We start from the raw sequence: 15,310 nt of genomic DNA, 5'->3' as shown, positions 1-15,310 counted from the left end.
CTGCTCCGGCTCTGCGTACCGCAATCACCGGCTCCGGCCATCGCGCGTCCAGTCGCCGGCCTCGCCCGACCTCGCAGAGCGAACCAGGGCCTAGGCCCTGCTACGTCCGTTCTGATTCCGCAGACCGCGGACTATCCGGCGCAGGGTGCTCACCCGCGGGCCGACTGTCCGCTCGTTGCCGTGGTCGGTCGGGTGGTAGTAGTCCACCCCGACCAGTTCGTCCGGTGGGTACTGCTGGGCGAGCACCCCGTCCGGATCGTCGTGCGGGTACCGGTAGCCCTGGGCGTTACCGAGCAGCGCGGCGCCGGAGTAGTGCCCGTCGCGCAGATGCGGCGGCACCGGGCCGGCCTTACCTGCCGCCACGTCGGCCATGGCCGCGCCGATCGCCGCCACCACGGCCCCGGATTTCGGTGCCGTCGCCAGATGGATGGTGGCCTGGGCCAGTGCCAGGCGGGCTTCCGGCAGCCCGACCAGCTGCACCACCTGCGCGGCGGCGGTCGCGGTCTGCAGTGCGGTGGGATCGGCCATCCCGATGTCCTCGCTGGCGTGGATCATCAGCCGGCGGGCGATGAACCGCGGATCCTCCCCCGCGGTCAGCATCCGGGCGAGGTAGTGCAGGGCGGCATCGACATCGGAACCGCGGATGGATTTGATGAACGCGCTGATCACGTCGTAGTGCTGATCGCCGGCCCGGTCGTAGCGGACGGCGGCCTTGTCGACGCTGGCCGCGACCAGGTCGAGGTCGATCCGCCCGTCCAGGGAGGATTCCGCGGACGCTTCCAGGGCGGTGAGCGCCCGCCGCGCGTCACCTCCGGCGATCCGGACAATATGGTCGATCGCCTCCTCGGTGACGGTGTACTGCCCGTCCAGCCCGCGGGGGTCTTCGAGGGCCCGGGTGAGCACGACCCGGATATCGTCGGCGGTCAGCGACTGCAACTGCAGCACCAGCGACCGCGACAGCAGCGGCGCCACCACCGAGAACGACGGATTCTCCGTGGTCGCGCCGACCAGCAGCACGATCCGGTTCTCGACCGCCGCCAGCAACGCGTCCTGCTGGGTTTTGGAGAACCGGTGCACCTCGTCGATGAACAGCACCGTCTGCTCCCCCGCGGTGAGCCGTCGCCGGGCCACATCGATCACCGCCCGCACCTCCTTGACCCCGGCCGACAGCGCCGACAGCGCCTCGAACCGGCGTCCGGTGGCATGGGAGATCAGCGAGGCCAGCGTCGTCTTCCCGGTCCCCGGCGGCCCGTAGAGCAGCACCGACGCCGCCCCCGATCCCTCGACCAGCCGGCGCAGCGGAGAACCCGGCCCGAGCAGATGCCGCTGCCCGACGACCTCGTCCAGCGAAGCCGGCCGCATCCGCACCGCCAGCGGGGCACGCGCATCACCGGTCCGGGCGACCTGATCCGCCGCGGCGAAATCCGGTGCCCCGGGCCCCGCACCGGGCATATCGAACAGCCCCTCACTCATGCCTGCGACCGTACCGCCCCCCGCCGACCACTTTCCCGAACAGCTCCCGGGCCGGGTTGACAGGGCCCCGCCCTCGAGACGCGGAGCGTCTCCAAAAATACAGCCCGCCCCTTCACGGACGGACTACCTCGAAACACCATCACCAGGGCCTGACCTCGAACCGCAGAGCGTCTCCGATTGTCCAGCCGGCCCCGTTACCGACGGACTACCTGGAAAACATCATCTAGTGGGCCCCTATCCCGAGACTCGGAGCGCCTCCAAAATCACAGCCCCGCCCCTCCACGGACGGTCTACATCGACAACATCATCAACCGGGGCCGTACCTCGCGGAGCATCTCCGAACCACAGCCCCGAGAGAAGGATGACGTCCAGGCTCAGCGGCTGGTCACCGAGGTGCCGCAGCCCCTCGGACGGTCCTCCGCGAGAATCCCGGCTCGCGCTTCCGGAGACGGCGCCGGATACCGCTCAGCTCAGGTGTTCGTCGAGGAGCGCACACATGACCTCGGCGAAATCACCGACCGCGTCGTTGCCGAGGCAGCGCGCGTCTTCGGCGAGGCCCGCCCAGCGGTTGAGCAGCGCGTCCGAACGCGGGACCGACAGTCCGTGTTCGCGGGCGGCGGCGATCCGGGTGTGATCCGCGGGCAGGAACCAGTAGGTGCTCAGCCAGACCCAGATCAGGCGTGCTTCCAGGATCTTCTCGGCGAGCAGATCGTCGTCGGCGAGGGCCGGCCAGACGCCGACCACCTCGGCCCGCCAGGCCTCCACCATCTCGGTGGCGCGCTCGCGGGACAGTTCGATATCGCACAGGCAACCGGGGAAGGACACCAGCGCATAGGCGATATCGAGGGTGGCATCGCGGAAGCCACCCCATTCGTAGTCGAGGATGCGGGCACCCTCGTCGTTGATGATCACATTGTCCGGGCACAGGTCCGAGGGGCTGAACGCCCGGAACCGGCCGCCACCGAACAGCCGGGCCCCGTGCGCGACCTGTTCGGCCACCTCGTCGGGCACCTCGACACCGAGTTCGCGCTGCAACAGCCCGGGGACCTCCGCGAGGGCGGCCTCGGCCTGCTGGGCGATCCCGTCCTCACGGTGCGCGACGTCGACCCGGCGCAACAGAGCCACGAAATCGGGTTCGCGGCCCACGGTCGCGGCGTGCATCCGGCCGAGCGCCTGCGCGAACGCCATCATGGCGTTCCGGGCGGCCGGTTCGGCACCCGAGCGCAGCACATCGGTGAGTTTGGTGTTCTCCCCCAGATCGCTCAGCACGAGCAACCGATCGGGCAGGCTGTGCGCGATCAGGTACGCGCCGGGACGTTCGCCGCGGCTGAGCGCCGTGGTGAACTGGTAGGAGACCGCTTCCCGGAGAAAGGCCGAATCGACGCTGGCCACACCCGGCATGATCGTCACGTTCTTGGGGTCGGCGACGGCGCCGCGCACCTGCTTGACGATCAGGGTGCGGGGTAGGGAGAAGGCGTTCTCGGCGACCCGGACCCGTAGCACGGTGGTCCGGCCGCTGCCGCTCAGTTCGGCGGGATCGCTCAACTTCACCGGAGCACCCATTCGCTTTGTGAGCAACTGTTGTGCTGCGGATACGACTTCGGTGGCTCGTTCGGCCAGTAGTGCAGTCATCGCATCTCAAGTTACTCGCATTCGGTCACTTCTAGCGAGCGGTTACACAACCTTTCCGTGTCGCCCGGCGTGTCAGACGTGTTTTCCGCTACGTCCGGCGCCTGCTTGACAGCGCTGCACGGGTCGGGTTTTCTCGATCTGAACTGCTGTGCGCCACACCGGAAACCCGCCCCGCCGAAAGGTATGCCAGCGTGACCGACACACCGAAGTCCGCCCCCGATTCCCCCGGCGCTCCGGACACGGCAGGTGCACGATCCACCTCCGGTGACCCCCGGCCGCCCGCCGGCTCCGGTGCGCCCGGCGATACCCCGCGGACCGCTGATTTCCCGGGTGGCGTGGTCCACGAAGGGGGGTCCGGCGCCGGACCGGGTAAACCGACCGCCACCGTGGGCACCGCCGGCACCGACCCGTCGGCCCGCACGGTGACCGATGACCCGGTTTCGCCCGCCGCCGGGCACACGCCGCCCGGCGGACCGCAGCCGCCGCCCGGCGGCACCGTCGTGGACCGGTCCACCGGGCAACCGAGCTACGGCCCGCCCGGCACCGGGCCCGCGCCCGAGTCGCCGGCGCCGGATTCCCCCGTGTACGGCTACCAGGCCGTCGGCACGGGAATCCCCGGTCACCTCGATATCGGACATGCGATCAGCTACGGCTTCGAGAAGTTCCGCCTGAACCCCGGCCCCTGGGTGGCGGTGACCTCGCTCGGCTTCATCATCTATCTGCTGTTCTATCTGGTGGTACGGATCACCGAACCGCAGTCGATGTTCGCGTTGCTGGTGCTGTTCGCCGCCGTCATGGCGGGGCTGTGGGTGCTGCAGGCCGCCCTCGTCCGCGGCGCGCTCTACGAAACCGACGGCTACCGGCCGGGATTCGGCTCCTATTTCTACATCGGCAATCTGGGCAACGCGTTCCTGACCGCGCTGCTGGCCTTCCTGGCGACCACCCTGGCGTCGGCGCTGTGCCTGATCCCCGGGATCCTGGTGGGAATCGGCTGTATGTTCTCACTGCATTTCGCCCTGGATCAAGGTATGGCGCCGGTGCAGGCGATCAGGTCCAGTTTCGTTCTGGCGCTCCGGGATCCGGTGCGGGTGCTGCTGCTGGTCCTGACCGTCGTCGTGGTGACCGCGCTGGGCCTGCTCGCCTGTGGATTCGGGTTGCTGATGGCCGGGCCGGTGGCCGCGATCGCGGTCACCTACGCGTACCGCACGCTCACCGGCGGTCCCATCTCCTCCCTGTGAGGCATCCGCGCACTCGGCCGGTTTTCCGTGGGCCGCTCGGCGGCCTCGGCACCGGACGCAGCAAAATCGGACCAGTGCCACTATGGCTTCGCGACCGAGTCTCGCCACAAGGATGTACGCCTGCGCCCCGATCGGATACGGCCCTGAACTGCTGGACCGCCCGGTTGCGGTGACCCGCTCGAAGCACCACAGCCGGGCGCGCCCGGCCGAGACAAGACTTCGCCTACTTGGCGCCGGCCTCGGTGACGGCGGCACTGGAGGCACCGTTGGTCTCCGCCGCCTTCTTGGTGTCCGGCCGGGCGTCCAAGCCCGCTTCCTTGCGCTGTTGCGCCGTGATGGGCGCGGGGGCGTCGGTGAGCGGGTCCACGCCGCCGCCGGTCTTGGGGAAGGCGATGACCTCGCGGATCGAGTCCAGCCCGGCGAGCAGGGCGGTGATCCGGTCCCAGCCGAAGGCGATACCGCCGTGCGGCGGCGCCCCGAACGCGAAGGCGTCCAGCAGGAAGCCGAATTTCTCCTGTGCCTCGGCCTCGCTGATCCCCATCACCTGGAAAACCCGCTCCTGCACGTCCTTGCGGTGGATACGGATACTGCCGCCGCCGATCTCGTTACCGTTGCAGACGATGTCGTAGGCGTAGGCCAGAGCGGAACCCGGATCGGTGTCGAAGGTGTCCATCGATTCCGGTTTGGGCGAGGTGAACGCGTGGTGCACCGCGGTCCACGACGAATGCCCCAGGGCCACATCACCGCTGGCGGTGGCATCGGCGGCCGGTTCGAACAGCGGGGCGTCCACGATCCAGACGAACGACCACGCGTTCTCGTCGATCAACCCGGCCCGCTGTGCGATCTCCGACCGCGCCGCCCCGAGCAGCGCCCGCTGCGCTTTGGCCGGGCCGGCCGCGAAGAACACACAGTCGCCCGGCTCGGCCCCCACATGGGCCGCCAGCCCGGCGCGTTCGGCCTCGGTGAGGTTCTTGGCGACCGGGCCGCCGAGCGTGCCGTCCTCACCGATCAGCACATATGCCAGGCCCTTGGCGCCGCGCTGTTTGGCCCAATCCTGCCAGGCGTCCAACTGGCGCCGCGGCTGGCTCGCGCCACCGGGCATGACCACCGCACCGACGTACGGCGCCTGGAACACCCGGAACGGTGTTTCGGCGAAGTATTCGGTGCATTCGGTGATCTCGATCCCGAAGCGCAGATCCGGCTTGTCACTGCCGAACCGGCGCATCGCCTCGGCGTAGGTCATATGCGGGATCGGGGTCGGGATGCGGTAACCGATGAGCTCCCACAGCGCCACCAGGATGTCCTCGGCCAGCAGGATCACATCCTCTTGGCGGACGAAGCTCATCTCGAGGTCGAGCTGGGTGAACTCGGGCTGGCGGTCGGCCCGGAAGTCCTCGTCGCGGTAGCAGCGCGCGATCTGGAAGTACCGTTCGATACCGCCCACCATCAACAGCTGCTTGAACAGCTGCGGGCTCTGCGGCAGCGCGTAGAAGTTCCCGGGCTGCAGCCGCGCCGGCACCAGGAAGTCGCGGGCGCCTTCAGGGGTCGACCGGGTGAGCGTGGGCGTTTCCACCTCGACGAATTCGTGCCGGGCGAGGACCGCGCGGGCCGCGGCGTTCACCTTCGACCGCAACCGGATGGCGTGCGCCGGGACCTCGCGGCGCAGGTCGAGGTAGCGGTACCGGAGGCGGGCCTCCTCGCCGGGCTGCTCGTCGAGCTGGAACGGCAGCGGGGCGCTCTCGTTCAGCACCTCGAGTTCCTTGACGTCCACCTCGACCGCACCGGTCGGCAGTTCGGGGTTCTCGTTGCCCTCGGGCCGCTGTTCCACGACGCCGACGACCCGCACGCAGTATTCGGCCCGCAGCCGATGTGCCTGCTCGGCCGCCGGGCCCTCCCGGAACACCGCCTGCGCGACACCCGAGGCATCACGGAGATCGATGAAGATCACGCCACCGTGGTCTCGCCGCCGCGCCACCCAACCGGAGAGGGTCACGGTCTGACCGGCCTGTTCACTTCGCAACGAACCGGCCAAGTGGGTGCGCAGCACGGGATTCCTTTCGACGTTCGGAACACACCGGGGACGGCCACCGGATGCGGTTGCCATCGTAGTGTGCCCCGCCGAGCAGGCTGAAACGGATATATTGCGAGGGCAGGCGAGCGAAGTCTCAGCAACTACGTTCTCGGACGGGATGCCCGCATGACCTTCGACGACGGTGCGCGGATCGACCCCGGCCGCGCCTCCTCCGGCGGCCCCGGCCGCGGCGGCAAACTCGCCCTCGGCGGTGGCGCCGGCGGCTTGATCGTCCTGGTGATCGCCCTGCTCATGGGCGGCGATCCCGGGTCGGTACTCGGCCAGTTCACCGGCGCCCAGGACCTCGGGCAGACCGAGGTCGCGGCCGGCACTCCCGGGCACTGCCGCACCGGCGCCGACGCGAACACCTATGTGGACTGCCGGGTGGTGCTCACCGCACAGAGCCTGGACGCGGTGTGGACGGAACAACTGCCGAACCAGGCCGGAGTCGCCTACGAGCCGCCCGGGTTGAATCTGTTCACCGGCTCGGTGTCCACCGGCTGCGGGTACGCCACCAGCGAGGTCGGCCCGTTCTACTGCCCGGCAGACCGGACCGCCTACTTCGATGTCGGGTTCTTCCAGGAACTCGTGGACCGGTTCGGCGCCGCCGGCGGGCCGCTGGCGCAGGAGTACGTCGTCGCGCACGAGTTCGGCCACCACATCCAGACTCTCCTCGGTGATATCGGCCGGGCCCAGCAGGACCCGCAGGGCCCGGAGTCCGCGGCGGTGCGCACCGAACTACAGGCCGACTGCTATGCCGGGATCTGGGCGCACTACGCCGACCGGACACCCGCACCCGGTTCGAACAGCCCATTGCTGCAGCCACTCGACGACGCCGATATCCGGGACGCGCTCTCGGCCGCCGCCGCGGTCGGCGACGACCGGATCCAGCAGGCCGCGCACGGCCGGGTGAACCCGGAGGCGTGGACGCACGGTGCGGGCGAACAGCGGCAGAAATGGTTCCTCGCCGGATATCGCACCGGCGAGGTGCGGTCCTGCGATACCTATTCGTCGACCGATCTGAACAGCCCGGACGGTATGCGCTGAGCGGGGTCAGAACTGGCTGTCGTAGCCGGCGTCCTCGTCGGAGTCCACCGCGCCGATGACCTCGGGCGCCGATTCGCCCAGCGGACCGGTGAGATCGTCGTTACCGGTCGCGCTGCGATACGACTCGACCGTGCGGCCGTGTTCCTCCTCGTTGTTGCGCTGCCCGGCCGCGCCCGGCGCACCCCCCATGAAGCCGCTGGAGGCGGGACTGGTGGCGGCGGGCGCCATACCGGTGGGCAGCGCACCCGGCCGCATCACGTTGGTCAGCGGTGGGGTGGTCGCCCCGGGGACCCCCGGTACCGACGGCGAGCCGGGGATACCCGGGGTCCCGCCCGGCGCACCGGTCGACAGTCCCGGGCTGCCGCTCGGCATACCGGGGCTACCCGGAGTTCCGGGGCTGGTGCTCAGCCCGGCGACCGTGGTCGACGCCGGATCGCCGGTGGTGGAGCCCAGCACGGATTCCAGGGTCGACGGATCCGAGGCGAGGCTCTGCGCCTGCTGCAACATCGGTTCGCCGACGCTCTGCGCCACCTGCTGGGCGGCCTGAGCCGCCTGCTGGCCGTCCACCCCGAGCATCTGCTGCACCACACCGCTCAATTCCGCGGTCCTGCCCGCGAGATCCCCACGGGTGATGTTGGTGACGGTCACGGCCTGGCCCAGATGTTCGGTGGCCGAGGCGATGAGCGCGGTCTGCGCGGGCGGGGTCATCACCACCGGCGCGAGTGCCGTCGCCTGGGTGAGGAACGAGGCGGCGATGGAGGTGAGCTGCGCATTGCCCTGCTGCACCACCGCGGCCGCGGCCTGCGTCATCGCCGAGATGTCGAAACCCCGCTGGCTGGTCTCCAGACCGGAGTTGTTGGCTTCCTGCCCGGCGGTCTGCGCGGTCTGCGCGGCCGGGCTCTCCCACGACTGCCCCATGGCGGACAGGCTGCTCTTGCCCACACCCATCGCCACCTCGATCACCTGGGATGCCTGACTCAGGATGGCGGTCGGATCCAGCGCGCCCATGACCCCGGTCCCGAAACTGCTCAGCAGATCGCGGATCGGTGCGAACAACACATCGATACCGGGCAGCGCCGGCAGCGCGGCACCGCCGAGCAGGGCGCCCACCGGATCGGACGGCAGCGCCGGGGCCGCCGCGGCGGGAACACCGGCCGTGGGCGTACCGCCCGGCGCGCCCACTCCCGCGGCTGCCGCCGCCTGACCGAGCAGACCCTGGGCGGTTTCGATCACCGGGGCCGCCCCCTGGTTAACGACACCCAGCACCTCGTTCGCCTGGCCGGAAATATCTTCGGCGGCGCCCGCCAGGATGTCCTGCGCCTGCGGTGCGTCACCGGTGAGCCCGGAAAGGCCCGGCAGTCCGGCGGGCAGCCCGGCGGTGGCGGGCGCATCCTCGGAAACCTTCTGCGCCAGCACGAATTCCGGCGACTCGACCGGCGTTTCGCCTTCCGGAAGCTGACCCAGCGGAACGTCCTGAATGGCCGCGGCCGGATCCGGTGCGACGACCGCCGGAGCCGCGGCGGCGGGCAGACCGGCGGCCGTGCCCGGTACCGCCTGCTGCAACTCGGGGGCGATCAGGCCGGTGGAACCGGTGGTGGTGTCGAGCGGTTTCACAGCGCACCCCCCGCGGCCCCGAGCGCGCCGGCGGTGCCGTCGTCGGTGAGGTCGTAGTTCAGCGCCGAGGAGAACGCGGCCTGGGACAGGTGCTGATACTTGGCGGCGAGATCGTTGATATCACGCGTCTGCAGGACCTGGGCGGCGGCGAACATGGCCAGATAGTCGGCACCGATCAAACCGAAAACCGGTGTCAGCGCGGCGACATTGCGCAGGGCATCGATATTGGCCACGCCCGCGATCTCGGTACCGATCCCGGCGTTGGTGGTACCGAATGCCCGCAACGCTGCCGTTTCCACCGAGGTATTACTCATCGGGCTCCCCCCTGATTCGTCGTGAACATCTTGGCCACCGCGTGAACTTCTCGTGTGCCGCAACGACACGCACCCCTGCGGCACCAAATGGTTGCCGCCCGAATATAGCCCACCCCGCCGGTCACGCACGAGACCGCGCCCGGCCCGCAAAACTAGAACAGGTTGCAAATTAGAACAAGTTCTATATTCTCATCCGCATGAAGGTCGCAGTGACCGGCGCAGCCGGCTACCTCGGTACGAACCTGCTCCCGCTGCTCGCCGAGCGCGGCGACGAGATCACCGCCATCGACCGGGTGGCCCCCCGGCACGCCGGCGCGGCGAATATCACCTGGCGCAGCGCCGATGTACTGGACCCGGCCGCCATGCGCGCCGCTCTCGACGGCGCCGAGGTGGTGTACCACCTGGTCGCCGTGATCACCCTCGCGGACCGCAACGATCTCGCCTGGCGGGTGAACACCGAGGGCGTCCGGGTGGTGGCCGAGGCCGCCCACGCGGCCGGTGTCCGCCGGTTCGTGCACGCGAGTTCGATCCACGCCTTCGACCAGTACAGCTGCGGCGGCAGTATCGACGAGACCACGCCGCGGTCCACCGACGCCGGACTCCCGGTCTACGACCGGTCTAAATGGGCCGGGGAAATCGCACTCCGCAAGGTGGTCGAAGCCGGACTGGATGCGGTGATCTGCAACCCCACCGGTGTCTTCGGACCCGCCGACCACGGGACCCCACTGTCCCGCATCAACCGCTCCCTGCGCGACGCCGCCCGCGGCCGGATTCCCGCCATGATCGACGGCGGCTTCGACCTGGTCGACGTACGCGATGTGGCGCGCGGCCTCATCCTGGCGGGTACGCACGGCCGCACCGGGGAGAACTACCTGCTCGGCGGCGAGATGATCTCCATGCTCGACCTCTGCCGGATGGCGGCCCGGCACGGCGGGAAGAAGGGCCCCCGCTTCTCCATCTCCCCGAAACTCGTCTCCGGGCTCATCCCGGTGATGGAACCCATCGGGAAACGCCTGGGCACCGATATCGTCTCCAAGGCCGCGCTCGGGGCGCTGATCTCGGCACCGCTGGTCGATCACGGCAAGGCCACCCGGGAACTCGGCTACCGGCCGCGCCCCATCGACGACACCGTGCGCGATCTGGTCGCGTTCTTCGCCGATCCGCACGCCCCGCTCGCGGATTTCACGCCGGCCGCTTGACAGTAGTTAGAACGCGTGTTCGACTGGTCGCGTGCGGTGGCAGAACCAGACCCTGGACGCCGACGACGGCGCACTGCCCGGCCTCGGCCGGGCCGGATTCGCCCGCACTGTACAGACTCCCGAGTTCGAGGGCATTACCTTTCACGAAGTCCTGTGTAAGAGCGCCCTCAACAAGGTTCCCGACGAATCGAATCTCCCGTTCCGGTGGACGATCAATCCGATGCGCGGATGTTCGCACGCCTGCCGCTACTGTTTCGCGCGCGGGTCGCACGAATACCTGGAACTCGACGCCGGAACGGATTTCGACACCCAGATCGTCGTGAAAACGAATATCGCGGCGGTCCTGCGCCGCGAACTCACCCGCCGCTCCTGGCATCGGGAGCGGGTGGCCTTGGGCACCAATACCGACCCCTACCAGCGGGCCGAGGGCCGGTACCGGCTGATGCCCGGAATCATCCGGGCCCTCACCGATTCCGGGACACCGTTCTCGATCCTCACCAAAGGCACCCTGCTGCACCGGGATCTGCCGCTGCTGAGCCTGGCCGCCCGCGAAGTGCCGGCGCATATCGGTATCTCGCTGGCACTGCTGGATCCGGAGTTGCACCGCGGCCTGGAACCCGGCACGCCCACGCCGCGTGCCCGCCTGGATCTGGTGCGCGCGTGCGGTGATGCCGGTTTCGCGGTGAATGTGATGGTGGCGCCGGTGATCCCGTATCTCACCGACGGCCGGGCCCAGCTCGACGACCTGTTCGGCGAACTCGCCGCCGCCGGGGCCACCTCGGCGGTGGTCCTGCCACTGCATCTGCGCGGCAGTACCCGCGGCTGGTTCCTGGGCTGGCTCGCCGAGACCCATCCGGCGCTGCTGCGCCGGTACCGGCAGCTCTACCGGCGCGGCGCGACCGTGGCCCCGGAGTACGCGAGCTGGCTCCGGGAGCGGGTCGATCCGCTGTTACGCGAGCACGGACTGCTCTCCGAGGAGCCCCGACTACCTGAGACCCCTCCCGCGCCCGAGCCGGCCGGCGTGCCGCAACTCGAACTGTTCGCCTGAGCGTCACAGCCGGCCCCGGAGACCGTCACGGCCCGGCCGAGGCCACACCCGCGACGGCCGGTCGCACGGAGGAATTCCGCGCGATCATCCATGAAGGGACCGCGGCGTCGCGCGTGCTCGACCGGCACGGCACAGTGCGCCGCCGCAGTTGATAGTCGAATGCCCGCCCGCCGGGGCCTCAGCATCGACGGACAGGCCACACTCCCCCGGACACCGGTCCGGCCAGTTGTCTCGCAGTGTCGGCGCCCGGCATCTTCTCCACACAGAATCTCTACCTGCGGTTTTCTTGTTCGCGCCGCCGAGCCGTCGCCCGGCGCGACCCCGTCGAAGGGCGCACACGCCGCACCGGACACGCATTTTCCCGGCGCAGCGACCCCCGGCAAGGGTAGGTTGGCGACTGGTAGCTCATTTCGACGAGGAAGTGAAGCACGCGTATGGTTTCGCACCCCGACAACATCGCCCCGTCCGATACCGCGCCCGCCGAAAACCCCACCGGTGCAGCGGTACTGGATCGGGTCGTCATCCGGTTCGCGGGCGATTCCGGTGACGGTATGCAGCTCACCGGCGACCGGTTCACCCACGAGGCGGCGGCATTCGGCAACGATCTGGCCACCCAGCCCAACTTCCCGGCCGAGATCCGGGCACCACAGGGCACCCTGCCGGGTGTGTCGTCGTTCCAGATCCAGATCGCCGACCACGATATCCTCACCGCCGGCGATCAGCCGGATGTGCTGGTCGCGATGAATCCGGCGGCGCTCAAGGCCAACCTCGCCGAACTACCGCGCGGCGGCACGCTCATCGTCAACACCGACGAATTCACCAAACGCAACCTCACCAAGGTCGGCTACGCCGCCGACCCGCTGGCCGGTGACGACCTCGCGGATTTCGTCGTGCACCGCGTGCCGATGACCTCGCTGACCCTGGCCGCCACCGAAACGGCCGGGGTGGGTAAAAAAGACGGGCAGCGCGCGAAGAACATGTTCGCGCTGGGCCTGCTGTCCTGGATGTACGGACGCCCCCTCGGTGGCACCGAGAAGTTCCTGCGGGAGAAATTCGCGAAGAAACCGGAGATCGCCGAGGCCAATATCCTCGCCTTCCGGGCGGGCTGGAACTACGGCGAGACCACCGAGGCCTTCGCCACCACCTACCGGGTGGCCCCGGCCACCCTGCCCGCGGGCACCTACCGGCAGATCACCGGCAACACCGCGCTGGCCTACGGCCTCATCACCGCCGGGTCGCTGGCGGGGATCCCGCTGTTCCTGGGCACCTATCCGATCACCCCGGCCTCCGACATCCTGCACGAACTGAGCAAGCACAAGCGCTTCGGCGTCACCACCTTCCAGGCCGAGGACGAGATCGCCGGGATCGGCGCGGCCCTGGGCGCGTCGCTGGGCGGTGCGCTCGGGGTCACCAGTACCTCCGGTCCGGGGCTGGCGCTCAAGAGCGAAACCATCGGGCTGGCCGTGATGACCGAACTGCCGCTGGTGATCGTCGACGTCCAGCGCGGCGGCCCCTCGACCGGCCTGCCCACCAAAACCGAGCAGGCCGATCTGCTCCAGGCGCTCTACGGCCGCAACGGTGAATCCCCGGTCGCGGTGCTGGCGCCGCGGTCGCCGGCCGATTGTTTCGCCACGGCGGTGGAGGCGGCCCGGATCGCGCTCACCTACCGGACACCCGTGCTGCTGCTGTCGGACGGGGCGATCGCCAACGGCTCCGAACCGTGGGCCATCCCCGCGGTCGGCGAGCTCGAGCCGATCGATCCGGCGTTCGAGCCCGCGGGCGACGGGGATTTCCAGCCCTACGCCCGCGACCCGGAAACCCTCGCCCGGCCGCTGGCGGTGCCGGGGACCGCGGGCCGCGCGCACCGGATCGGCGGCCTGGAAAAGGCCGACGGCAGCGGTGACATCTCCTACGACCCCGCCAACCACGAACTGATGGTGCGGCTGCGCCAGGCCAAGATCGACGGTATCTCCGTACCACCCGCGGAGGTCGACGACCCCGACGGCGCGGCGCGCGTCCTGCTCGTCGGCTGGGGCAGCTCCTACGGGCCGATCGGCGAGGCCTGCCGGCGCGTCCGGCGCCGCGGCGCGCGGGTCGCCCAGCTGCATCTTCGGCATCTCAACCCGCTGCCCCCGGACCTCGGCGACGTCCTGCGCCGCTACGACACGGTGGTCGCACCGGAGATGAACGGCGGGCAGCTGGCCTGGCTGCTTCGGGCGAAGTACCTGGTGGACGTGCAACCATGGACGAAGGTGGCGGGAACGGCGTTCTCCGCGCAGGAGCTGGTCGGCGTGATCGACGCGGCACTGGACGGCACGCTGGCCGAACTGGAGCAGAGCAAGGCCTTCACCGCGCGCGCACAGGCGACCTATCGGAGGAACGGGGGCGCATCATGACCATTATCGATACCTCGCTGACCGGAACCGACCTCGGCATCACACCGGTGTCCGGACTGTCCGGCGTACCGACGGCGGACGGCCCGCAGAAGGCCAAGGACTACACCTCCGATCAGGAGGTGCGCTGGTGCCCGGGCTGCGGCGACTACGTCATCCTCGCCACCGTGCGTGGTTTCCTGGCCGAGCTGGGCCTGCGCCGGGAGAACCTGATGTTCGTCTCCGGGATCGGCTGCTCGAGCCGCTTCCCCTACTACCTCGACGCCTACGGAATCCACTCGATCCACGGCCGCGCCCCCGCCATCGCCACCGGGCTCGCGGTGACCCGGCCGGATCTGTCGGTCTGGGTGGTCACCGGCGACGGGGACGCACTCTCGATCGGCGGCAACCATCTGATCCACGCCCTGCGGCGCAATGTGAACATGACCATCCTGCTGTTCAACAACCGGATCTACGGGCTCACCAAGGGCCAGTACTCCCCCACCTCGGAAGCGGGCAAGGTCACCAAATCCACACCCATGGGCTCGGTGGACCACCCGTTCAACACGCTCTCGATCGCGCTCGGTGCGGAAGCGACCTTCGCGGCCCGGGCCCTGGACTCCGATCGCGCCGGTCTCACCGAAGTGCTGCGCGCCGCCGCCGAACATCGCGGGACCTCGTTCGTGGAGATCCTGCAGGACTGCCCGATCTTCAACGACGGCTCCTTCGATGTGCTGCGCCGCGGCGACAGCGAATCGCGCCTGATCCCGCTGCGCCACGGACAACCCCTGCGTTTCGGCGCCGACGGCGAATACGCGGTGGTCCAGCGCGGTTTCGGGCTCACCGTGGCACCGACGGCGGAGGTCGCCGAGACCGATATCGTCGTCCACGACGCCCACCGCGACGACCCCGAATACGCCTACGCCCTCTCTCGCCTCTCCGACCAGGATCTCGACCACGTGGTCACCGGCATCTTCCGGTCCGTCGACCGCCCCACCTACGACGACGGCGTCCGCGCCCAGACCACCGTCGCCCAGGAGAAGGACCCGGTAACCCCCGACGCCCTGCAGGGCTTGCTCACCGGCACGGAAACCTGGACCGTGTAGGCAACTGCCGCCGAGTACCGCGGCACCGAACACAGCCACACAGCGGGTCGCCCAGTCGTACCGTTGCCGATTTCCGCACACCACGCCCCGAAGCCGAACGCAACTACGCCGGCCCCGAGCCCGACAAGACACTCACAGGACTCACCCCAGCACCCAACGCAACCACGGCGGCGCCGAGTCCAGCGAGGCATTTGGA

The 15,310-nt window shown here is 69.5% G+C and carries 11 protein-coding genes; 6 read left to right on the top strand and 5 right to left on the bottom strand.

From position 1 onward, the window contains the following. Nucleotides 1–90: 90 nt before the first annotated feature. On the bottom strand, nt 91–1,473 hold the full coding sequence (locus tag ACQEVO_RS06590; RefSeq protein ID WP_432909885.1) for a replication-associated recombination protein A: 1,383 nt from the start codon (nt 1,471–1,473) through the stop codon (nt 91–93). 465 nt (nt 1,474–1,938) lie between these two features. Then, the gene (locus tag ACQEVO_RS06585; protein WP_432909882.1) at nt 1,939–3,105 is read right to left on the bottom strand and encodes a phosphotransferase family protein; all 1,167 of its coding nucleotides are present in this window, start codon (nt 3,103–3,105) and stop codon (nt 1,939–1,941) included. A gap of 191 nt (nt 3,106–3,296) precedes the next feature. Here ACQEVO_RS06585 and ACQEVO_RS06580 point away from each other — a divergent pair, with 191 nt between their 5' ends. Then, entirely contained in the window at nt 3,297–4,343 is a 1,047-nt protein-coding gene (locus ACQEVO_RS06580) for a hypothetical protein (protein ID WP_432909880.1), read from the top strand. 223 nt (nt 4,344–4,566) lie between these two features. On the opposite strand, the gene aspS is transcribed toward ACQEVO_RS06580, so the two are convergent. Beyond that, nucleotides 4,567–6,390 (bottom strand): aspartate--tRNA ligase, encoded by a 1,824-nt coding sequence (gene aspS, locus ACQEVO_RS06575; protein WP_432909879.1) that lies wholly within the window; start codon nt 6,388–6,390, stop codon nt 4,567–4,569. Nucleotides 6,391–6,540: 150 nt separating this feature from the next. Here aspS and ypfJ point away from each other — a divergent pair, with 150 nt between their 5' ends. Next, nucleotides 6,541–7,461, top strand: coding sequence for a KPN_02809 family neutral zinc metallopeptidase (gene ypfJ, locus ACQEVO_RS06570; RefSeq protein ID WP_432909877.1), 921 nt, complete (start codon nt 6,541–6,543; stop codon nt 7,459–7,461). Nucleotides 7,462–7,467: 6 nt separating this feature from the next. Here ypfJ and ACQEVO_RS06565 read toward each other — a convergent pair whose 3' ends face one another. Both ACQEVO_RS06565 and ACQEVO_RS06560 read right to left on the bottom strand, forming a co-directional pair. Further along, entirely contained in the window at nt 7,468–9,075 is a 1,608-nt protein-coding gene (locus tag ACQEVO_RS06565; RefSeq protein ID WP_432909875.1) for a hypothetical protein, read from the bottom strand. Continuing rightward, complete coding sequence (locus ACQEVO_RS06560) at nt 9,072–9,389, bottom strand: type VII secretion target (RefSeq protein WP_280401535.1); 318 nt, start codon at nt 9,387–9,389, stop codon at nt 9,072–9,074. The genes ACQEVO_RS06565 and ACQEVO_RS06560 overlap by 4 nt, the downstream gene beginning before the upstream one ends. Nucleotides 9,390–9,586: 197 nt before the next feature. Between ACQEVO_RS06560 and ACQEVO_RS06555 the strand changes: the two genes are divergently transcribed. The 4 genes from ACQEVO_RS06555 to ACQEVO_RS06540 all read left to right on the top strand — a co-directional run bounded on the left by ACQEVO_RS06555 (nt 9,587) and on the right by ACQEVO_RS06540 (nt 15,114). Further along, nucleotides 9,587–10,588, top strand: coding sequence for an NAD-dependent epimerase/dehydratase family protein (locus tag ACQEVO_RS06555; RefSeq protein WP_432909873.1), 1,002 nt, complete (start codon nt 9,587–9,589; stop codon nt 10,586–10,588). A gap of 31 nt (nt 10,589–10,619) precedes the next feature. Beyond that, the gene (locus ACQEVO_RS06550) at nt 10,620–11,636 is read left to right on the top strand and encodes an Rv2578c family radical SAM protein (protein ID WP_432909871.1); all 1,017 of its coding nucleotides are present in this window, start codon (nt 10,620–10,622) and stop codon (nt 11,634–11,636) included. A gap of 434 nt (nt 11,637–12,070) precedes the next feature. Next, a complete protein-coding gene (locus tag ACQEVO_RS06545; RefSeq protein WP_432909870.1) occupies nt 12,071–14,032 on the top strand; it encodes a 2-oxoacid:acceptor oxidoreductase subunit alpha in 1,962 nt (653 codons plus the stop codon). Beyond that, nucleotides 14,029–15,114, top strand: a complete 1,086-nt coding sequence (locus ACQEVO_RS06540) for a 2-oxoacid:ferredoxin oxidoreductase subunit beta (protein WP_432909868.1) — start codon at nt 14,029–14,031, stop codon at nt 15,112–15,114. The genes ACQEVO_RS06545 and ACQEVO_RS06540 overlap by 4 nt, the downstream gene beginning before the upstream one ends. Nucleotides 15,115–15,310: the final 196 nt, after the last annotated feature.

The organism is Nocardia sp. CA-290969 (assembly GCF_050936135.1).
Lineage (GTDB): Bacteria > Actinomycetota > Actinomycetes > Mycobacteriales > Mycobacteriaceae > Nocardia.
This window is presented reverse-complemented; position numbering and strand designations above follow the sequence as displayed.